The sequence below is a fragment of the uncultured Fibrobacter sp. genome (assembly GCF_946062555.1).
Taxonomy (GTDB): domain Bacteria; phylum Fibrobacterota; class Fibrobacteria; order Fibrobacterales; family Fibrobacteraceae; genus Fibrobacter.
Genome location: NZ_CAMGVQ010000056.1, coordinates 1 through 22342 on the forward strand (window position 1 = coordinate 1; position 22342 = coordinate 22342).

A 22342-nucleotide genomic window follows, 5' to 3' on the forward strand; every position below is an offset into this window, starting at 1 on the left:
TCAAGGGTCTTGAAATCGGCCGTGAAGAAGGCCGCGCTGAAGGACGTGCTGAAGGCCGCGCTGAAGGCCGTGAAGAGGGAGCAGACAATAAGGCGCGCGAGATGGCAGCCGGTATGCTCGCCGAAGGCGATTCTGTCGAAAAGGTCGTACGCATTTCCAAACTGACTGAAGCCGATGTCCTCGCCATCAAGGCAGGGCTACCTCAATAAACCATAAATCCAATTTTAACTTAAAAGGTCTCCCTCAGGGAGACCTTTACATTTTTAAGCAGCCATTTCTTTCAACAGATAATTATTCAATAGAAACGGTCAACGAATGTACATATACAAGAAAAGCTCCCTTTGAGGGAGCTTTTTGCACATTCAGTTAGATTTGACGGTTACTGCTTTCCGCAGGTAACTTCCATGTTACTTACGATTTTCAGCTGGTAACCTTCCACCAAGGATTCACAAGGAATTTGACCGGTTATATAGTTCTTGCCTTCCATAGCGACTCCGTCAACGGTAATATCCATTGCATCATTAGATGAAGACTGGCAATAGAAATTACATTGCATACCAGTAATTTCTCCATTCCAAACGATATCCGTTTTTGTGTAAGACGCAGTGACTACAGAAGTACCTGCAGGAACGGTCACAGACTTCGTGGTTGCATCCAAGATATAATCCGGGATGCTAGCATCAGTAGCGATTACTTCGGGACAAGTAACGGTTTCCACAGTATTGTCCGAGTTGCCCACCTTAAGTGTCGGCGTATGCGTATCACCCTTAGCCGCAAAGGTATAGGTAAAGGTATTTCCCGTAGGACCGGCATCCGTGCCATCCCAGACATAGCTGGTAATGTCAGAGCCAGAAGTACAAGTAGCAGTCCAAGTAGCAACACCAGCATCAGTGGTAATATCACCACCAGCAGCAGCTACAGTACACGTAATCGGATCACCGTTCACCTGCAGCGGATCGCAGGCCACGGTAATCGGAGTGCCGTCATACATCACCGTAACAGAGGCAGTTGTTGCGCCGGAATTCGGATACGTAATATTGCCACTCGTGGTGCCCTTGCCAGAGAGATCATCCACGGCATCTGCAGCAAAGGACCATGTATAAGTAGCCTTAGCAATTTTCAAAGCATCAAAGTCTGGATACTTGGAGTTAGCAGTAAACTTCCACTGAACAGCCGTACCCTTGTTAATGGGATTCTTGGCAGGAACGCAAGTACCGAACGAATCGTCGGTAATCGGGGCTGCGCCAGAAGAGGACTCAACCGGATCATCAATAATGTTGATCGACGAAGAACTACGGGCAATCTTGATGGAAGAAGACACAGTCGGCATCGTATACGAATTGCCGCCGCCATTAGAGTTCGAGGAATTTACGTCAGGAACCGGATTGTCAACTGAAGTCGGAACTTCAGTTCCTTCCAAATAGCCCTGGTACTTCGCATAGCAGTCCGGGGTAATACGACATTCATTAAGGGCGTTGTCTTTTAAAGTCTGCAAGTCCTGATCATTGGATGCCATCGCGATATCGTCATTCCAATCCTTGCCATTGATATTACCTTCGCCGCAAGCCCAAAAACCGGTCGCAGCAACCGACACCAATGCAAGTCCTGACAAAAGTTTCTTGTTCATATAAAACCTCTTTGTCCGAAAAATACATTATTCAAATCAAAAGCGTTACACTTGGTGATAAATTCGTGCATAAAAACACATATTTTTTACATACACGCCACCGACATGTAAATATTACTAAACAAAATGTCAAGCAGAACCTCAAGTTATGGATTCCCTCCGTCGCTTCGCTCCGTCGAGAATGACGGCACGGGCACAGCATCCTTGCCGAAGCAGGCGCGTCGAGAATAACGACGCGGGGCATTCCGTTACAATTCTAGGAGTGTCATCCTGGACCCTCGAAGAGGCGAACGGGATCCTGCCGGGAAAGCCCCTTACGGTTCGTTTTCTTCCACGGAAATCTTGCGCTGTCCGGTAATAAACTGGTGCACGTAGGGGTTGCTGGTATTCTTAATCTCGTCAACCGTCCCCACCTCAATAATGCGGCCGTTGTAAAGCATCGCAATACGGTCGGCCACCTTAAAGGCACTCACCATGTCGTGCGTCACCACCACAGACGTCACCCCGAGCTTGCTCTGCATATCGAGAATCAAGTCGTTAATCACGTCGCTCGTAATGGGGTCCAAACCGGTCGTCGGTTCGTCGTACAACAGGATTTCAGGATTCAGCGCAATCGCACGGGCCAAAGCTACACGCTTGCGCATACCACCCGAAAGTTCAGACGGCATCTTGGTACGGAATTCGGGCACCAGGTTAATCATCTGGAGTTTTTCGGTGACCACATCCTGAATCTGCTTCTCGGAAAGTTCCGGATGATGTTCACGCAATGCGAACGCGATATTCTCTCCGGTATCCATCGAGTCAAAGAGCGCGCCCATCTGGAAAAGCATACCCATCTTGCGACGGATCGTATGCGTATCGAAAAACTTCGGCGTACTGATAGTCACGCCATCCACCACCACCTCGCCGCCGTCCGGCTGCAACAGGCCAATCATGTGCTTAAGAATCACGGACTTTCCGCCACCGGACTTGCCGATAATCACCATCGTCTCGCCACGGCGAATGTCAAGGTTCACGTCGCAAAGCACATCCTGCGGGCCAAAGGATTTCTTGAGCCCCTTGAGTCGAATGGCGATATCGTTCGGGTCGATTTTTACGTTAGGCATAATCTTACCTTAGAAGAACAGGATGGCGTCCATCACAAAGTCAGCAATCAAAATCATAAGGCAACTGGAAACCACCACGCTCATCGTGGCAATTCCCACACCTCGGGCACCCGCCTTGGCATTGATGCCGTGGTAGTAACCCAATAAGAAAACCAAGGTTCCAAAGACAAACGACTTGAGTACACCGGACCACAGGTCCATCGGGTCGAACAGGTACTGCATCCCGGTCACGTAGGTATAGGTCGTAATGTCAAGACCAAGTACGCACACAATCCAACCACCTATAATGGCTAGCGCATTCGAAATCACCGTAAGGGAGGGCACCATCGTAAAGAAAGCCACAAAACGCGGGAGAGCCAAGTAACGGTATGGTTCAAGTCCGAGCACCGTGTAAGCGGCCAGTTCTTCCTTTTCTTTCATGGAACCGAGTTCTGCCGCCACGGCAGAGCCCACGCGGCCCGAAAGCACAATCGCCGTGAGGAGTGGTCCAAGTTCGATCAAGATCATCTTGCAAGCGGCCGTTCCCACAAACTTGTCTGCAACCAGATTGTGGAATTCAAATTCGGCCTGCACCGTCGCAACCATGCCCGTAAAAATTGAAGTCACGAACAGCAGTGGAAGCGACGACACGCCAATCGATATCATCTGCTTTACAATCAGCGACGGATTCTTATGGATATAGCGCAACTGTTTCAGCGTGTTCAACAGGATGCACACCACTTCACCGATATTGGCAATACCGGTCACGATAATCTTTCCAAGCCAGGCAAAAGGGAGCAAAACAATCGACATACGCAATTTCCTAGAAACTTCCGAAATCGGTTGCACCCATGTCGCCGGAGTCGTCGTAGGCATAGGCCTCGCCACCCTCTTCGCCTTCGGGGGCGGCGTCGTAGAATGTGGTGTATTCCGGGATGAACGTCATCGGGATGTCCTTGACGGAACCGTTACGGTGTTTCGCCACGATAAGTTCTGCAGAATGTTTATCTTCTTCGCGGTGGGTCTGCACGAACTTGCGTTCCACGAACCACACCATGTCGGCGTCCTGTTCGATAGAACCCGATTCACGAAGGTCGGAAAGCTGCGGGCGTTCGCGTCCCTTTTCTTCGACCTTACGGCTAAGCTGGGCAAGTGCAATCACGGGGATCTGCATTTCCTTCGCGAGAATTTTCAAGCCACGCGAAATCGCACCGATGGCGACCGCACGGTTTTCTTCCTTGCCGGTTTTCATCAGCTGCAGGTAGTCGATAATCAGCAGGTCAAGTTTTCCCTTGCGCTTGAGCTGGCGCGCCTTGCTCATGAGTTCCATAATGCCGAGGTCCGCGTTGTCGTCGACATAGAGCGGGGCCTGCTGGATAGGCGACACGGCTGCTATTAGCTTCTTCTTTTCGTCACTGTTCAGGTAACCGTTACGGAGCTTGCTCTGGTCGATCTGCGCCTGGGAGCAAAGCAGACGCTGGGCAAGCTGCACACCGTCCATTTCGAGACTGAAAAACGCCACATTGTGATGGTAGTTGATGGCCGCATTCGCCGCAATCGTCAGGGCAAAAGAAGTCTTACCCACACCCGGACGCGCCGCCAGAATAATCAAGTCGGAATTCTGGAGACCGTTCGTGAGTTCGTCGAGTTCCGATATTCCCGTACGAATACCCGTAATGCCATCCTTACGATTATTCAGGCGTTCCAAGAGCGGAGTTACGAAACTCTGGATCGGCTTGAGAGAATCCTTGATCTGGTCGTCAGCGATAGCGAAAATGTCACGTTCGGCGCTCTGCAACACCTCGCCCGGCTCCGCAGCGGGATCCATAGCGTTCTTGATAATCGAGGACGAAGACTTGATCAGCTTGCGGAGAGTCGCCTTCTTGCGCAACAGCTCGATATGCCATTCCGTATTCGCCGAAGACGCAACCGATTCCATGAGTTCAAACAAGTATTCGCGGCCACCCACGAGTGCAAGCTTGTTCATGGTCTCGAGTTCCGAGGCCAAAGTCACCAAGTCAATCGGAGTCACATTACGGTTGAGCGTACAGAGGGCTGTCCATATCAGCTGGTGCTTTTCCAGATAAAAAAAGCCTTCGTCCTTGATGGTCATGATGGCACTCCCCATCACGTCCGGATCGCGCAAAATACTACCGAGCAGGCAACGTTCCGCCTCAAGGTCCATCGGGACCTGACGGCCTTCAAAATTGTTCTGTTGGTTTTCAAAATCAGGCATCGTCGCCATCCATCATAATCTTGAGTTCTTTCAATTTACGCCACAGGGTCGCACGGCTAATTCCAAGTCGCTTGCAGACTTCGGTCTTGTTTCCGCCGCACACACTCAGCGCATGCAGGATATGACGGCGTTCCATCTCCTCGAGCGAGAGGATTTCTTCGGAATCGTCTTCCGCTGCCGGCTTCTGTTCCGAGGCACTCGACTTACCCGTCCCTTCAAACGAAATGCCCGGCAGTCTTTCAACTTCAGCCTCGATCGGTTCCGGGGATTCCCCCTTGATATGCGGAATCGCCATCGTCTTTTCGCGGGCGCATTCCTGCACATCTTCGGGCAAATCTTCTAAGCGGATTACGCCACCTTCGGCAAGCACGATGGCATGTTCGATGATATTTTCCAGTTCACGGATATTGCCCGGATACGGATACTTGGTGAGCGCATACAGGGCTGCCGGTTCCAGGTCGACAATTTCTTTCCCTTGCGCATCCTTGTTCTTCAAGATGAAGTACTTGATCAGGTTCGGGAGCGCGGGCTTCCTTTCACGGAGCGGAGGAAGCATCAGGTGGAATGTGTTCAGGCGGTAATAAAGGTCTTCGCGGAAGGTTCCCTTCTGCATGGATGCCTGCAAGTCGCGGTTGGTTGCCGCAAGCACGCGGACATCCAGATAACGAGGTTCGGTCTCACCCACGCGCCTGATTTCGTGGCTTTGCAAGAAGCGCAATAACTTCACCTGGGTAGCGGCAGACAGTTCGCCCACTTCGTCCAGGAAAAGCGTACCGCCGTTCGCGGATTCGAACAGGCCCTTTTTGTCGGTCGTCGAGCCCGTATAAGACCCCTTCTTGCTACCGAAAAGTTCGCTTTCGACTAGATTCTCGGGAATGGCGCCGCAGTTCACCGCCACAAACGGTTCTGTCGCACGCTTGCTGTAACGGTGAATGACATTCGCCAGGAATTCCTTGCCCGAACCGGACTCGCCGGTAATAAGAACAGTGCTGTTGGTAGGCGCCACCTTGTAGACCGTCTTCAAAATTTTGCGCATCTCGGGCGTATTACCCAGAAGGCTGTCCAGCACCTGGGATTCCATGAGCTGGTTGTTCGTGCGGTTCTGCAACTGCGACTGGATTTTGCGGGCGGTCGATTCCAGCAGGGAAAGAGTGACTGGCTTTTTCAGGAAACTGTTCGCCCCGCGCGTAATCGCCGAGGCGGCCCCCTGCCAGTTACGATCGTCGCAAAGCACAAATATCTCGATTCCGGGGTGCTTTTCCTTCAGGAAACTCACCATGTCCATGTTGTCCTGCATCAGGAACGGAACCTCGATAAACGCAAGGTCTATCGAATCCTTCTTGACGAGGGGCATGAGCCCGGCTTCGTTACGGCATACCAACAAATTGGTCCCTGGCACCGACCAGGAACGCTCCACGCCCTCGATAAACTTCTGATCCAAATCCGCGATCAGGATATTCATCGTTTACTCTAGGAGGCGTGACTCTTGATAATTTCTTCGACTTTGGCACGAAGGGCTTGCAGTTCTACGGGCTTGTTGAATGTCGCTGCGGCATCGAAATGCTGGGCTGTCATCAGGTAATCTTCGGCCGAGGTACGGCCACCGCCGCTGACGGCAATGGCACGGTCGCTCATTCCCAAGCGACGCAGGTCCAGGATTACTTCATAACCGTCCACATCCGGCATAATGATGTCGGTGATGATCACGTCGTAGGTCTTGTTCTGGTACAAAGCCTTGGCTTCGCGACCATTCTTGGCAGTCTCGACGTTGTAGCCCTTGATTTCAAGAGCCTTTTTCATCATGAGGTTGAACTGTTCATCGTCATCGATAATCAGGATAGTAGACACTAGTCCTCCTTCGTTGCAGTTTCCAGTGGCCAATATAGATAAAATGTAGTTCCTTCGCCCAAAGTTGTCTGCACCGTAAAGTAGGCATTACCCTCTTTTAGGAGCCTAAGTGCAGACGAAAGTCCAAGCCCGAGCCCCTCTCCGGGCGCCTTGGTCGTAAAGAACGGTGCAAAAATGCGTTCCAGGGTCCCCGAATCCATCCCCGAGCCCGTATCGGCAATTTCGAACTTGGCATAATTTCCGGCCGGCACAGGGGGAGCATACGGGGTCACCAGCTGGGTTTCGAGCGTCACCGGCGAGAGGGCAAAGGTAAGCGAGCCCCCCGTCTGCTTCATGGCAAAGATTGCGTTGTTCGCCATATTGCTGATGATGCGGTCCAACGACGCCACGATGCCCTTGATTTTCAGTTTCTTGTCCAGGTTTTCGCTGTGAACCACGATATTGGGCGGAAGAGTCAGGTAAATCTTCTTGACAACGTCCTCGATAATCATATACGGAGAGAACACCATTGCAGGCGTTGCCGCATTGGCGTTGCCACGAATCACGTTCAGCAATTCCGCGATAGAGACTTTTCCGCGTTCCGCAGCCTTCTTTGCCTCGCAGACTAATTCATAGGCATCGTTGTCCGGAGAAAGCATTTCTATAGCCAGTTCGCAGAAGCCGATCTGCGAACCCAGGATATTGTTATAGTCATGCGCAAAGGCGCCGCACATCGTACCCAGTTCCTCGAGTCTCGAATGGATGAACTTCTGTTCGCGGAGCATGTTACGTTCCTGTTCGAGCCTGCGCTGCTCCGTCATGTCAACCTTAAGACACAAAGTCTTGTAAGGAGCCGTCCCCTGGATAATGGGAATGTACATGTTGTCGAAGGTCTGAACCAGTTCGCCGTTCTTCGCGAGCCTGTTCGCCTCGTCCTGGGAAATTTCCTTGCCGTCAACAGTTTCGAAAGAGGTGTAGACCTTGACCTCGCCCTTCTCGCGGGCATCGGTTTCGTACTCCGAAATATCGTCGGGATTATCTCGGGCACCGCCACGGGATCCGCGCTTGTCCAGGTCCATCTGGTTCTGCGTCTGGTAGACACCCAGTTCGCTCTTGTACCACACTCTGAACGGGAGCGCGTTGATCAAGGTGTTCAGCACGTTTTCCTTTTCGGCCTTGACCCTCGCTTCCTTATTCAGGCGGTCCTGGTAACGCACCAGGTCGTGCGTGTACTCCACGTACTGTTCGTTCAGCGTTTTGATATTCTGCTGCAGCAAAAGCGTCTTGGACTGGTCGGTAAAAAAGGCGACATTCAGAACCGTCATCAGCGTCTGGCGATACTTAAAAAAATGAATCTTGAGCACATGCGTTTCCCCATCGATAGAAACACGCACATCACTGTAGACCGTCTCGCGGAAAAAATCGAGATTCGGAGGAAACAGGCTCTTGATCGAGCGGCCGCAAAGGCTCGCGGCAGACTGCCCAAGCAACTTGGAAGCTCCGTAATTAGCGAATTCGATCTTGCCTCGGTCGTCAAAGTAAATCACGCCATCTTCAAGCTTGCTAATGAGTTTCTGCAAGAACCAGTAGGCACTCTTGTCCCGGAAACGGGCCGACGTGTAATACTGTCCGCTAAGCACCGCCAAGAAAAGGCTAAGGAACTGATGCCACACCATGAAATGAAAACTTCCTACCCCCGTCTCGAAATGTTTCGCAATCGGAATGACAAAATCGAACAGGACCGCAAGAATCATCAGGACGGCATAACAGGACACCATGTAGGCGCCCGTCTGCGTAATGGTTGCATCAAGCGAATGAAGCGTTCCGCGCAACAGCTGGTACACCGTAAGGAAACCAAACGGGGCGACAAATAAAATATAGGCGACAGCAAAGCTTGAAAAGATGGGAGCCTTCTCAAAGGGATGCATTCCCAGAACAGTGATTCCAGCAACCGCTTCCGGAGCAAAAATCAGCAAAAGAGTCAACAGCAAAACAACTACGCCGCTCAACACCGACATCAGGTAGCCGAAGGAATTGCTTTTGTTGAAAACGACCAGCTCACCGATACTGTAGGTAACCAGCGTCAGCCTGATCCAGAAAATTGCCTGGAGACCGAACAAGATCATTCGCCCAATATATTGCGGCGTGCCGACCTCGACCGTTCCGTCAAAGAACAGAATGCCAATCACACCGCCCAAGTTCCAGGCGATGTTGATTATAATCATTTGCCGAAGCGCAGACGGAAGAGCCTTTGCCGTCATCTTGCTGCTCATCAACATCGGGTACGACAGCAACAATGCCAGCACCGAAAGTACCAAAAGGTACGGCGAATCGGAATAAAGGCTCTCAGCCATACTACCTCACACGCTTGACCCCGAAGGTTTCCGTCTTGTCGTAAGAATTCTTGCTCGAGAACTTCTTCACAAGAGCGGCATCTGCGTTCCTATTAGGTACAAACCGACAATCCATCTGGAACTTGTAAATATAGGCACCCGTCGCAACGGCCCTGCCCTGTTCGGACTGGAGACCAACCTCGGAGTTCGCCCATTCTATGTACATGACCACCTTTCCCGAATTGGACAAGTACTTCGCCGACGGCAAGTTGTACGAAGCAGCGAGGCGGTTCACGTAGTTGCCCAAATTCGAATAGATTGGCAAGTTATACTTGATCTTGAGCGTATCCCAAGCGGCGGGTTCTCCACTCAAGGAACCTCGAGGTACCGTCATGTCCACTTTCCAGATAGCACCCTGGATAGCCGAGGTGTCGATTCCCGTCGCCACCACCAAGCCGTGACTGATCATGTCCAGCTTACCCGTCGACGGATTCACGACGTAAAGGCGGATGTTGTCGGTAGAAGGAACCTGAGAACGGACCAAGCCGCCCGAACGGGAAACCTGCTCCTGCAGCTTCACGCGGAACTTGATCTTGGGTTCGCCTCCAACGAGGATAGGCACCCACGGATTATCCAGCGAAGGCCTGTTGCCCCGTTCATCGACAACGGCACTGAAATCCTTCGGTTGCAGACGCACAAAGTCACCATCACTCACGGCAAGTTCGTTCTCCTTGCTATACACCGCCGTGATACCCAACTTGTTCAACGTCATGGACTCCACAGAATGCTTGTAAACCGCCGTATCGCGCTTGTCTTGCTTTTCGCGGTAGTACACCAGCGACGAATCGGCAATCGTATAGGGTTCACTGACACTCATATTAAGCATATCGAATCGATCCGACTTGGACATATCAATAGTCGCCGACACGATTACCGGGCCGACCTTGTCTTCGGCCAAGGCTGAATTCGATTCGTAGGAGGCGCCAGAACCCAAGTACTGAGTGACAAACCCTGCACCCGAGATATTCATTCCCTTGGAAGCGCCTTCGTAGGTTCCACTCGTGACACCATAGCTGAAGGGCGTTGGCAAATCGAGAATCGCCGTCATGCCGTCGGCAGCGTAATTGGGCAGGCTACCAGACACCCACAGTGTTTCGGGTTCAGTACGGCCAAAGACGACAGAAATGCTGTCCGGGTAATGCTTCGCATCGATAGGACGTTCAAATTCGACATAGACGCGTTCTGCGACACCATTCTCGTCGGCATCCGAAATCGAGGCGTATACCATCGGGACCGGCAAGAGTTTCAAGGTAATCGGAAGCTTGGGCTGTCCGCAGGTCGTCGAGACTCCGTTTCCGTTCTTGTCCAGGATTCCGCTCGTTGCAAGCAGCTGGGCAAACATCCCTTCCGTGACAATCGACGATCCGTCGGCAGCATACGCGACTTCAAATTCCCACACGTTCATAGGCTCGTTATAGAGCTGCGTGAACTTGACTGCAGGAGCATCGACCATCGAATTTCCATCCGTGGCGAACAGCTGTACCGGCCATTCGGTACCCGGAGAAGAAATCGGTTCGCTGAACTGCATGTACACACGGTCACTCCTAGCGGTATCGAGGCGTTCGAGTACCGCGACCGCCAGCAGAGTAGGCGCAATGCCATCCAGATAGAAATCCGTATGCGATTCCACTTTGCCCGCCACATTGGAGAACAGCGTAATCGAGCCGCTCGGAGCCGTATTGACGGACGTATCGGAAAGGTTCATCTTGACCAGAATTTCCTTGCCGTTTACAGAAGCATCAGTTGTCGTAACAGTATCGTTCTTGTATACAAACTGCACCGAGTTGAACGACTGATTTTCCTGGAATTCGTTCGAAATCCGAATCTGGATTGCATCGGGAACATTGTCGCAATCCGTGTCAACCATCTTGGCAATGTCAATAATCGGCCATGGCGGAAGTTCCTCGACAATCAGCTCGGCACCTGCAGACACATAGTCAAACTGCGTAGAAGTTCCCGCACGGGCAAAGAGCGTCGTCATCATGACATCTTCGGAACTCACATAGAAGGTCGCTTCGCCGTTCACCAGCTGGACACTCGTAATAGGAATCGTCGCCGTGGCAGAGCTCCAGAAAAGCGGATTTCCCGAAGTCGTCCCCAAGGTGAGCGTCAAGTCCACCGTATCGAGCGGATTAGCAAGGCTATCGAGCAGACGCACATGGACCTCCACCATCTTGGGAGTCCCACCCGGTACAGTCTGATAAGTCTTATAGGAATCCTTGTCGAATACAAGGTAGCGTTTTTCTAGCGGAGTTGTAATCGTATCGATTTCCACATTGCTACGCACCACGGCGCAAGCGCAATCGTACTTATTCTCGGTCTTCAGGTTCGCACCATGGTTATGCCAGCTCACCCATTCCATGTAGTTGTTGCCGTAGGAAAGTACCGTATCCTTGCCGAACACGTAGGAATCGGTACGGTTTCCATTGTCGTAGAAGAAGTTCTGCGGGCGGCCGTTCATTTCAAGGTCATCCAGGAATCCCGTGGGAGACACCTTGCTCTTGCCCTCGAAACTTGTCGCGTAGTCTTCCTTTTCGACAGAGTAGAGCGGGGACACAAACGGTTTCGTGAAGTCAAGGGTCACGGTACGATGCACCTGGGGACCATTTTCGGGCGTATAGTCAGGACCGTAACCGAAAATATGTTTTCCATGGTAATAGACTGCGATATAGGGATCTTCCACCATCGCAATCACCTTTTCTCCGTTATAGGTTTCCAGGAACGATGTCTCGGAGCCGCTGTAGGCCGGGCCACGCGTCAAGTCGACGCCCTCGAAGTACACGGGATCGTTCTCATCGGTGTGCGCTCTGAGCGACCAGGAACCTTCAAGAGCCTTGAAATCGGTATTGTTGAATATCAGCTGGAAAATCAACTGACCCGAAACTTCGAGTTGGCCGTTCACCTTGATGGGCAGGTAATAGCCGCCGAAACCATCGGATTGCGCCGTACCAAACGAAACCGTACAGGAGCCGTTCACGACACCGCCACCACCAAATTTCTGCGTAATGTTGCTTGACGCCTGAAGGTTCGGGTTATTCAGGTAGAGGCGCATTTCGAAATCTTCGAACGGGATCGTATCGTTATTGCTAATCGACACGATGAACTGGTGGCAACTCTCCCAGTCGGAACAAGCATTCTGGTAGGAACTCGGCTTGAGGCTGATATTCAGGTCAGCATAAGATGCCTCGCTTTCGGTCGTAAAGCTGTAACCCGCACCGCCGTTATCGTCCGTTGTCATGCCCGAGGACACGTTAAAGTAATAAGTCGTTCCCGGAGCAAGGTTGGTAAGTTTCGCCTCGTGGAAGAGTACGGCACCGCCATCGGCCGCCTTGGACGACGTCAATGCGCTCATCGAAGTTCCGTAATTGACGACACCGTTCATACGGTCACTCGACCACCAATAAATCTTGGCGCTACGGTTGTCTACCTGGCAAATCGTCACGCCGCTGATATTTGTCGTGGCGGGCACCATGGTAAACTGATACCACTGTCCGTGATTGTCGTCGGTCGTCATATTGCGCTTGGTGTCCATGCCTTCCAGAAAGAAATAGTAGGTCTGACCCATTTCAAGTCCAGGCAGAACAACAGAGCCCCCCTTGGAAGCTTTTTCCTGCTGCACCGACTTTGCCCCCACCACATCGGGCGTCGTATTGTAGAACACCGTCACCAACGCCACTTCGTTTGCATCCCAGCTCACGATAGCCGACGTATCGGTAATGGGCGTACCCATAATGTTGCTGAACAGGGGGCCTTCGGCATCGATCGGAAGTGTCTGGGCAAGGCTCTGCGCCGGGAAAAGGAACTGTGCCGTAAAGTCGATACAGGTTTCCGTCGAGGTGTACTTACTCCAATCTTCAATCAAAGTCTTGGTCGGTTCGCGGGCACCCATCAAGGCGCCCACCGGGCACTTATACTTGTAAGGCATACCGCCAGCATTATAGCCATCGGGGTTAGACGCACGGTTGTGCGGATGCTGCGGGTTCTTGTCGCCCGTCCCCATCAAGAAGGAAATATCCCAGGGATTCGCCCCCAAGATAAAGTACATATTGTCGAGTGCAACACGCAAATAGCGTTCGTCGCCCGTCAGTTCATACATCAAGAAAATCGAGACTGCCGTTCCCAGGTTGTAGCGCATCACGCCCCAGTCAAAACTCGTCCACACCAGGTTATACGGGCGAATCACATGCAACTTGGTGGAGCCCTCGTGCGGCTCGCCCTGCGTCGCCGGATTTTCAAGCACCAGGGAGTCGCCGTCGTTCGTGCTGTTGTCGATGACCTTCCTGAAGGTCGCCATCGTACGCTTCGAAAGGGTATCGCGTTCCGCCGCAGAAAGCCCATAAGAAGCAGCCACCGTCTCGTCATTCAGAATCATTTTCTGCAGAGCAAACAGGACGAACGAATGGATATTCTGGTAGTCGGCCGCCCAGCCACCCGGAGTAAAGCCACTCGGATTGCCAAGGAAACCAGCCCTAAAATAGTCCATGTTATAATGGTAATTCGAGGCGTTATTAAAAATCTGATCGTTCTTGTACAGGTCGTATTGATATGTCGTATCCTTGGTCGCATACCACAGGGCAAGAGCAGCGGCGGCACCGTCGTCGTACAGCGGGCCACCACCCGTATAGAACTGATTATAGGCGCCACCACCCGTATTGCGCTGCTCGTAAAAGGCAGGCATCATTACATTCTTGTAAATATCCTTGGCGGCCTCAATCAAGGAATCGGAATAGGCCGGGTCATACACCTTGTAACCCACGGCCACATTCGCCATGGCCGCCACAAAGATACCCGCCGTATTGGCTCCAATCGATGTATCTACAGGACGGTCGGGCCCCCCCTGCTCCGAAGACTGCGCATCCTGGCGTTCCGGCAAATCCCAGTATCGGTGGTCACCGTCGCCCACGCCCACCGAATGGAACATATCGCCCTTTTCGATCAGGCCTTTCGCCTTGGAAGCCCTGTAAAGCTTGAGCAAATAGTCCGTTCCGATCTTCGCCTCGTAAAGCACGTCCGGAATACCATCGGTGAACACCGTATCGGCATACGAATTGCCGTAACGGTCTTCGGCCTTGTCCTGGTACGTCAGGTAAACCATCGACAAAACGAACGCCGCATAGCCCAAAGTTTCGGAGACCTTGAAATGGTCACCGCAGTCATGCCAACCACCCGTAAGGTCAAAGCCCTCTGCAGAACCGTCCTTCAAATGACAGGCCCCGTGGAAATGCGAATGCGTGTCACCGCAACGCTGGATGCCAAAGAACATCAGCGACTTTTCGAGAATCGCATTAAAGACGGAAGGATGGATATGGAATGTGGCCGAGGTGTCGTTTCCGACCACGACAAAATATTCACCCGGAATCGCCGGCGAGAGTCCCGTAAAGTCGGCACGGTAAAGCGCTTCCCTCTCGGTGCTGATGGAATCCTGCTGTCCAAACTCGTAGACGCTTTCCAGGGAGTTGAAAGCACCATTAATCCAGATATTCGGTTTAATGACACTATTGCTGATAAGGCTCAAGGAGCCGCTCCATGCCTCGGCGCCGCTATTCGCGTCAATGACACGGAACTTGGTATCCGCAGGGTCCGCCACATAGGCGTACTTGTAGTCCTGAGGTCTATAGCCGCTCTGGTTCAGGCGAATAGGACGCCTCGCGAAGGCGTTCAGCGAGTCCAGATAACGACGGCTATGCACCTTGTCGGTGCGGTCCAAATTAGGGAGCCCGTCCGCCAAGGCAAAGTCCGCGGCGAACAAGGCGAGGAACAGAACAAACTTCAAGAACTTCATCATACCACTCAACTTTATATCGTCGCGACTTTCGGAATCTTACTTCTTTGCTCTTCTGAAACCGAACGTCTTGGTAAACGTATCGGTATCCTTGAGCGTCTCGGTCCTGTACTTGGTCGCGCCGTCGGCACTTTCTTCGGTCGAAGCCAGGTAGGGGCTCTTCGCTTCGGTATTGAACTTCGCGATGTAAGGACCGGTTCCGATCTTCTTGCCATCGGCGCTGGCCGGGTAGTCTTCCGGTGCGCACCATTCCAGATACAAGGTCAAGGTGCTGCTTGCCGAGATGAAGTCCATCACGGCAGCCGAGGTGAACCTGTAGCTCATGTTGTTCACATAGGCGCCCATGTTGCTGAAGATATCCAGTTCGAGCTTGATGTCGTAATTGCGCTTCGCTTCGCCCAGGTCCGTACTGTCGCGCACATCGGGCAGAGCAACCTCGATCATGAATACAGGACCGGCATGCTTGTAATCCTTGATCGGAGCACTGAAGACATCGTGCAACTTATGCTGGCCAGCCGCAATCACGACCGTTTCACCGTTCTTGTTGATTCCGGTCAAGCGGAAGTTTTCGTTAGCAAGCAGCGGGGAGCCTCCATAGTAGACTTCATCGTGCTTACGACCCTTGGCAACGCCTTCCGGAGTCGAAATCGTGAACTTGATATTGGACACGGATCCGGTTACCGGCACCCACGGATTCTGATCACCCGCATACTGTCCTGCGAGATCCTTGAAGTAGCTCATTTCGGCATCCGAAATCAGACGCACCGAGTCTGCAATCCAAATCGCTTCGTCATACTTGTGCCTGAAACCAAGGCGTGCCGACGTCGAGCGAGAAGAATAGCTGAGCGAGAGGTTCGGATTCTGCAGAGGACTGAAGAACGTTCCCTTCTTTCCTTCACGGTTGCGTTCCACCACATAGGGGTGGCCCGGCATCGTATCCAGCGGTTCCGAGAACGTGAGGGTCACGTAGTCCTTGGAGCCCTGGGCGTCATCACCCACGTCGTAGCCCTGCCACAGCGCAGACAGGATAATCGGAGGACACTTGTCGACCACAGGGTAATACTTGTCGAAGAAACCGCCTTCGGGGCCAAGACGCGGAGTCACATGTCCGTAACCGTCGTAAGGACCAACCGTAGAGCCCATCGCAAAGGTGTTCGAGGGAGTCATCTTGATTGTGATAATCGAGACGGTATCGGGGACCATCACCGTAACGACCGAAGAATCCTCGGCCATAACGCTTTCGGCATGTTCGCCAAATTCCAAGGTATGCGTCCAGCTTTCGGGCAAGAAACTACGAACTTCGCCCTTCAGGCCCCATTCCACCACGAAACTGTCAAGTATGTCCTTGTCGCGGAGTTTCTTCGCGAACTTCATGTACAGTTCATCGGGATAGCCGTCTCCTTCGAAGTCACGCATTTCGGCAAGCGTCACCGGCACCGGCTTCGGAGTTTCCACGATCTTCACCGTATTGCAGGTATTCGCAGGATCGAGCAGGTTCAGCGCCTTGTCCGAAACGGAATTCGGCTGCACGACCACCGTACCGCCAACCGGCAGCATCTGTCCGTCGGTATTTCCCGTAATCACGTAGAGCCAGCTCTTGCCATCGTTACTGGTCGTCGCCTTGCCCACCACATTGATTGCGGCACCCGTCACGCCGACCACTTGCAGGAACCAGTTGTTCAGCGAAGAAAGCAGCACCGGTTCGGTGAAGGCGACCATCAAGGTATCCTGTTCGGACTCATGATTCGGGTTTTCAAGAATCGTCACGCTCAAGAGCTGCGGAAGGATGCCGTCGCCAATCGCCACGCGTGCAGCGTTCGTCGCCCCTTCGGCCTTCAGGTAAACCGTCGCCGTTCCCGACGGAGATGCCGTCGCCTGGATTCCAAGCGAGGCAGGCAGGTCAAGCGTCACCACCGACTGGTTCAGCGCCGCGGCCTGATCCACCTTAAGGGTAGCCGTATCGGACATGCCCGGCAGGAACACGCGGATACTGTCGAAGCTGTAATCCGCATCCAGTTCGTTCGTGAATTCAACGAGAAGCTTGTCTGCAACATTGTCGCAGTCGGTATCCTGAGCCAGAACCTTCTGCGGTTCGGGGTACTTGGATTCCGCAAAGAAGCTCTGCTTCGAAATATCTTCTTCGTCATCAGGGTCAATGTAGATTACCTGAATCGTATCGCCCGCAAAGAAGGAAATCTGATTGCCCAGACGGCCTTCCTTCGGAACGGACACTGCCGAAATCAAGGAGGAACTCTTGAACGAGCCCGGGTTGGCGGCGTCTTCCACCAACTTGACCTTCAGGGTATCCTGCTTCTTTGCGTTGATGACAAGCACTTCGATCGGAGCGGAAGTTCCCGCCTTGTCCTTGTCGGTCAAGAAGATATTGAAGCGGGTATTAGCCGGATCGGCAGGAGATGCCACCGGGTTACCGGCTTCGTCCTTGATCGTCAACGAGGACTGCGTCAGGTTGCCGCGAGTGAACTGCACGTAGTAGGTACGGTTGATAAAGGCGCAACCACCGTTTTCGGCACATTCGGCACAATCCGGATTGGCTCCCGCAAAAATCGTAAGGTCAATCTTGTTGCTACCAATCTTCATCTTGACAGGAATATTCAGCGTCCAGAGGCCGGTCGAGTCAATTTCACCGCCGCCGCTCGTGACATTGTAGTGAGCGATCACTTCGCCGTCCTTCGAGATCAGGAAGATTTCATCACCAATCCTGTTGACAATCGTTTCAATTTCAGTACCGTTCGCCCAGATACGGGTAATGTAGCCCTGCTCGGAAACGTGGGCATAACCCTTCACGTACACGGTGCTGCTCGTCTGGTCGATTTCCACATAGGAACCGTCGGAAACATTGAACGGAGCGTCCAGAGTCACATCCATTTCGTAGTGAGCCTTCTTCTGCGTCATTTCCTGGTAAGAGGGGCTATACCCCCAAATGAATTCATCCTTACGGTAAACAACGATATAGGGGTTAATGGGGATTTCGTTATCGATATCGCCGTAATCCTTGTCTTCAAAAGGCATACCCACATAGTCGGCACCGTCCTTCAGGAACTCATGCGGAGCCCAGGACCAGTCTCCCGTTTCCTTGGTCATGCGCTTCTTGGCAAGCTGACGCAAGGTTTCGCAAGTCTGATAACCATCGTTCGAAAGACCCGACGAGAAACCAAAGTCGAGACGCACGCGAGACGAAGACTTGATCGTTGTCGATCCCAGCGGAACAGGGAAATAGTAAGAATACTTACCCGTTGCTGCATCGTAAGTGTCATCCAGGCGTTGCGGCAATGCATGGCGCATCAGGTAACGGATTTCTTCACCCGTTTCACAAGGCTTGTTAAAGCCAGCTTCATCGTAGGCCTGGCAGATATCGATATCAATCAAGGTCGCGCACTTTTCAACTTCTTCCGGTTTTGCAGTAAAGTACATGCGCAAGGTCAAACTGTCGAAGGGTCTTGCCTCGTTATTGTAGATATTCAAATCGAGGAAGTCCAGACCACCAAATTCATACTGGTATGCGCGCACGCTAAAGTCGTACCAGCCCACCGGTGTCGTAAACTTGAGCAGTTCACCCGTCTTGTCGTTGGTATTCGCAAACTGGCCGTTACTTTCAACCATGTAATAGTAAGTCGTCTTTTCCTTAAGGCCGCCAATCTTCACATAGTGGAACTTGGTCGGAATGCCCGATACATCGGCGTTGCCCGCACCGCTATTGAAAGCGTATTCGGTGGCAGTCGCATGCGGAACGGTATCCCAGTACACCTTGGATTCATATTCGCCATTCGGCGTGTACCACATGATTTCGGCGCTGTCACCAAACATGTTACAGACCGTCGGGTTCGTAATCTGTGCGCTTTCCACCGTATTGAGCGTCGTAAAGCTGAACGGAGTTTCCGTGGAATCGACCATGTACTTGAAGGTAAAGTTTTCCGGATTGTAGGCATTCAGGCCTGCAGCATAGAAGTAGTAGGTCGTACCGTTCTGGAGGCCGCGCAGGATAATTTCGTGCCGCACGCCCGAGGTGGAATCATCCGGGAAGGCCGCCATATTCAACGAGGCCGCGTCGGTACCGTAATAAAGCCTTGCCGTTCCACGGGTCGAGAGTTTCACCATCACGATTGCGGAGTCCATGCTCACGTGGCGGATTTCCACCGTCACCCCCGGGGCTGCCGTACGGTCAAACTTGGCGGCGGCAAGCATGCCCGAGCTCACAATCGTAGCCGCGGCATCGATACAGGTTTCGGACAGGTGATAATCTTCCCAGCTCTTGTTGTCGGGAACCCAGGAATTAGTAGTACCCGGAGTCACGCCACCGAAAAGGGCTCCCACCGGCGGATTATACTTGTAACCGGCACCCGGCGTATTCTTACCTTCGGGGTTTGCAGCACGGTGGTGCGGGTGGGCATCGTTCTTGTCGCCGATACCCAAGATAAAGGACACATCCCACGGGTTCACGCCCAGCATGTAGTTCAACTGGTTGATACCCAGCTGATGCATTTCGTCGGCCTTCCAGTCAGGAGTTCCCATGATCGGGAGAACGATTCCCTGCTTTTCAATATCCTTCGCCACATCGGCGTACGCAAGAACTTCGAAGATGTTGCCTGCCTGGTAACGGTTGTAAATCCAGGTTTGGTCGGTATGCATCGTATACCAAACCGGATCATAATTTAAGGGCCTAGCAAACCATGTCGGACCTTGTGTAAAGGTAGGCAAGTTAACAATACCAGAACCAGTTCCCGACAGAACTTCGAGATTCAAAATCATGCTCGCAATACAGTCTTCCACTGCATTGAGCCATTCCGTTTCGGTAAGCCCGTATTCGGTTATGGCCTTGTTCTTGTCAGCCAGGATCAGCTTGTAAAGAGCATAGGTCGCATAGGCATAAGCATTCGCCCAGCTCGTGTTCTTCACGTTCTTCAGGAAGCCCTTGTCGTTGGTCACAAACCAACCGCCCGCAAAGGCGCCCGCACCGTCCATATATTCCTGACCAGCCACCAAGTTACGGGTACGGATCATGTCGTCGGCATATTCCTTCTTGCCGGTCGCATAGAGAAGTGCCACTGAAGCGAGAGCCAGGTCATCGTAGAATTCGTTGTTACCGTTGTAAGCCGGAGAAGACCAACCGGCAGCCTTGGTATTGTTCACAAAAGGCTTGCCACCGTCGTAACTGGACTTGCCCTGGGCAAGGGACTTCGCAAAGTCATACATCTTTTCGGCAACCATCAAGCAGCTGTCCGCAAAGGGCTTGTCGTATTCAGCATACATCTTGCCCAAAATCGCAAGGCCGGCAGCCGTTTCGCCACCGATATTCGCACCGATTTCACCCTGTCTCAGGATACGCGTCGTAGGACCGCCACGGCCCGTTGCGGCAGCGGAACCATCCGTCGGGAGCTTGTCCTGGTTTTCAGGCCTGCCCCACCAATCGTGGTCCTTGCCGAAACTACCAACAGACAGCACCATGTCGTCAATCACACCCTTTGCACGCACATAGGAACGCAACACAAAGTCTGCGCCATGCTTTGCTTCGCGCAACATATCCGGGATACCGTCGGTATTCACCGTTTCGCCATGGTTAAAAGCATAGTTGTCTTCGTCGGCGTCGGGATTCGTTGCAGCAAGAACCGCCGCCACCATAAAGGCATACATCTGCGTCTGTGATTCCTTCAGGTGGTCACCGCAGTCATAGTAGCCACCTTCCAGCGTTCCCGCCTGCGACATATCAAGGAAAGTCAGCGAACCACCTTCGGGGTCCTGCACCAGTTCGCCAGCACCATCCAAGGTATGGCTAGCCGGGTGGAACCAGGAATCGCCGTAACCGCTACGGTTGATGCCGTAGAACTTGAGGGCCGCGCTACGCACCATGGAATACACCTTTTCGCTCACGATAAAGGTGCTCGAGATATCGTTCCCGACCTTGATACGCAAACGGGTGTCCGTCGGGACATTGCCCGGAATATGACCAATCTGGATAATGCCGGACTGCCCCGTGATGTCGAGCTGGTAACGCTTTTGGTCGTTAGTAGCCGCATTGGTACCGGCGATAATCGTCCAGTCCGAAGAAGTCTGCACACCACTACTGGTGAGCGTCCCCGTCACCGCAGGGCTCAAGGAATTACCGTCGACATCGACCACTTCGAAGGTGGTCGCCGTACCCACATAATAGAACTGCTTTTCGGGGTCGCTCGGCAAGTAACCGGCCTGGTTGATACGGATCGGCGACATGCGATAGTTGATTGCATCGAGGTACGCCTGGTTCAGCGTATCGGGAATAAGGGCATTCGGCACATAAGAGGCCGGGGTACGGTTCTTAGGCACCATATTGTGTTTCATGGTGACCGTCGTGTCATAATGATTAAAGACAGTCGTATCCCAGGTGAGGGGCCACACCGGACGAATCAGGTCATAAGGCGTGGGTTGTTCCTGACCCGCTGCCGCCATAACGGATACGGCAGACATCGCGACAAACATCGCAGCGACAAGACTCTTTTTAATAGGCACAAAAGCCTCCTTTTATATACAACTAAATGGCGGATACACAAGCACCCGTTAAGCAAACGCCCAAATACACATTCTAAAAATAGATTTATTCGCCTAAAAACGGACTATGCCAAATCAGAAAATGTTCGCATTTTGCTCTCAAGAAAGGCCAAAGTAGATGATTTAAGATACGCAATTTCGCATAAAAGTTTTTAGTAAGAAATTTATAGAACGAAGTTCAAAAAAGTTTACAGAATAATGGTAAAAAGGAGATCCCGACACAGGGTCGGGATGACATTAAGTGTGAAAAAAAGGAAAGTAAGAGACAACAAAAAAAGGTCGACACCCGTAGGCATCGACCTTAACCGTAGGATTTTGCAAAAAGCGTTGATTAGTCCTTGCCGGTGAAGATAATCACGAGCACGGATGCCACGAAGGCGGCGGACACGATCAGGAATTCCCACGGGTTTTCCATGATGGTGGACTTGGCAGAACCGGCGGATCTGCTTTCGAGAGCAGCCTGTTCTTCGGCCTTGGCCTTAGCTTCAGCTTCGGCAGCCTTCTTTTCTTCTTCGGCCTTGGCAAGAGCGGCGGAGTCAACCGGAGCTTCTTCAGCCTTTGCTTCGAGCACTTCGGTCTTGGCCGTATCGGCAGGAGCAGTCGTATCGGCGGCGGCTACGGCTTCAGCAGCAGGAGCGGCAGCAGAATCGGCCGGGGCTGCGGCAGCGGTAGAATCGGTTGCAGCCGGAGCAGCGGCCGGAGCGGCTTCAGCAGCCTTCGGAGCTTCGGCGGCGGGCTGAGCAGCAGGGGCTGCAGCGGGAGCCGGTGCGGCAGCTTCAGCCTTCGGGGCTTCGGCAGCGGGCTGAGCAGCAGGGGCTGCAGCGGGAGCCGGTGCGGCAGCTTCAGCCTTCG

10 protein-coding genes and 1 pseudogene are annotated in these 22342 nt (G+C 52.6%); 1 reads left to right on the forward strand and 10 read right to left on the reverse strand.

The window, feature by feature from the left end; all coding sequences use genetic code 11:
• Window positions 1-209, forward strand: a pseudogene (locus tag Q0P86_RS13405) (hypothetical protein); the annotation flags it as partial.
• 170 nt (window positions 210-379) lie between these two features.
• Here the strand turns inward: Q0P86_RS13405 and Q0P86_RS13410 are convergent.
• From Q0P86_RS13410 to Q0P86_RS13455, 10 genes are all read right to left on the reverse strand, one after another.
• The gene (locus Q0P86_RS13410; RefSeq protein ID WP_295040121.1) at window positions 380-1627 is read right to left on the reverse strand and encodes a hypothetical protein; all 1248 of its coding nucleotides are present in this window, start codon (window positions 1625-1627) and stop codon (window positions 380-382) included.
• 314 nt (window positions 1628-1941) lie between these two features.
• Window positions 1942-2733, reverse strand: a complete 792-nt coding sequence (locus tag Q0P86_RS13415) for an ABC transporter ATP-binding protein (protein ID WP_290996371.1) — start codon at window positions 2731-2733, stop codon at window positions 1942-1944.
• 9 nt (window positions 2734-2742) lie between these two features.
• Complete coding sequence (locus Q0P86_RS13420) at window positions 2743-3525, reverse strand: ABC transporter permease (protein ID WP_290996369.1); 783 nt, start codon at window positions 3523-3525, stop codon at window positions 2743-2745.
• A gap of 10 nt (window positions 3526-3535) precedes the next feature.
• Window positions 3536-4948: a replicative DNA helicase gene (gene dnaB, locus Q0P86_RS13425; RefSeq protein ID WP_295040123.1), complete on the reverse strand. Its 1413-nt coding sequence runs from the start codon at window positions 4946-4948 to the stop codon at window positions 3536-3538.
• Window positions 4941-6410, reverse strand: coding sequence for a sigma-54-dependent Fis family transcriptional regulator (locus Q0P86_RS13430; RefSeq protein WP_295040125.1), 1470 nt, complete (start codon window positions 6408-6410; stop codon window positions 4941-4943). Before Q0P86_RS13430 ends, dnaB begins: the two co-directional genes overlap by 8 nt.
• Window positions 6411-6418: 8 nt before the next feature.
• Window positions 6419-6796 carry a response regulator gene (locus Q0P86_RS13435; RefSeq protein ID WP_290996365.1) on the reverse strand — a complete coding sequence of 126 codons (378 nt, stop codon included), beginning with the start codon at window positions 6794-6796 and terminating at the stop codon, window positions 6419-6421.
• On the reverse strand, window positions 6796-9129 hold the full coding sequence (locus Q0P86_RS13440; RefSeq protein ID WP_290996364.1) for an ATP-binding protein: 2334 nt from the start codon (window positions 9127-9129) through the stop codon (window positions 6796-6798). Before Q0P86_RS13440 ends, Q0P86_RS13435 begins: the two co-directional genes overlap by 1 nt.
• Before the next feature lies 1 nt (window position 9130).
• Window positions 9131-14953: a glycoside hydrolase family 9 protein gene (locus tag Q0P86_RS13445; RefSeq protein ID WP_291023269.1), complete on the reverse strand. Its 5823-nt coding sequence runs from the start codon at window positions 14951-14953 to the stop codon at window positions 9131-9133.
• A gap of 36 nt (window positions 14954-14989) precedes the next feature.
• Window positions 14990-21451, reverse strand: coding sequence for a glycoside hydrolase family 9 protein (locus Q0P86_RS13450; protein ID WP_295040127.1), 6462 nt, complete (start codon window positions 21449-21451; stop codon window positions 14990-14992).
• Between the two features lie 370 nt (window positions 21452-21821).
• A partial coding sequence (locus Q0P86_RS13455; RefSeq protein ID WP_295040129.1) for a hypothetical protein occupies window positions 21822-22342 on the reverse strand: 521 nt, incomplete at its 5' end.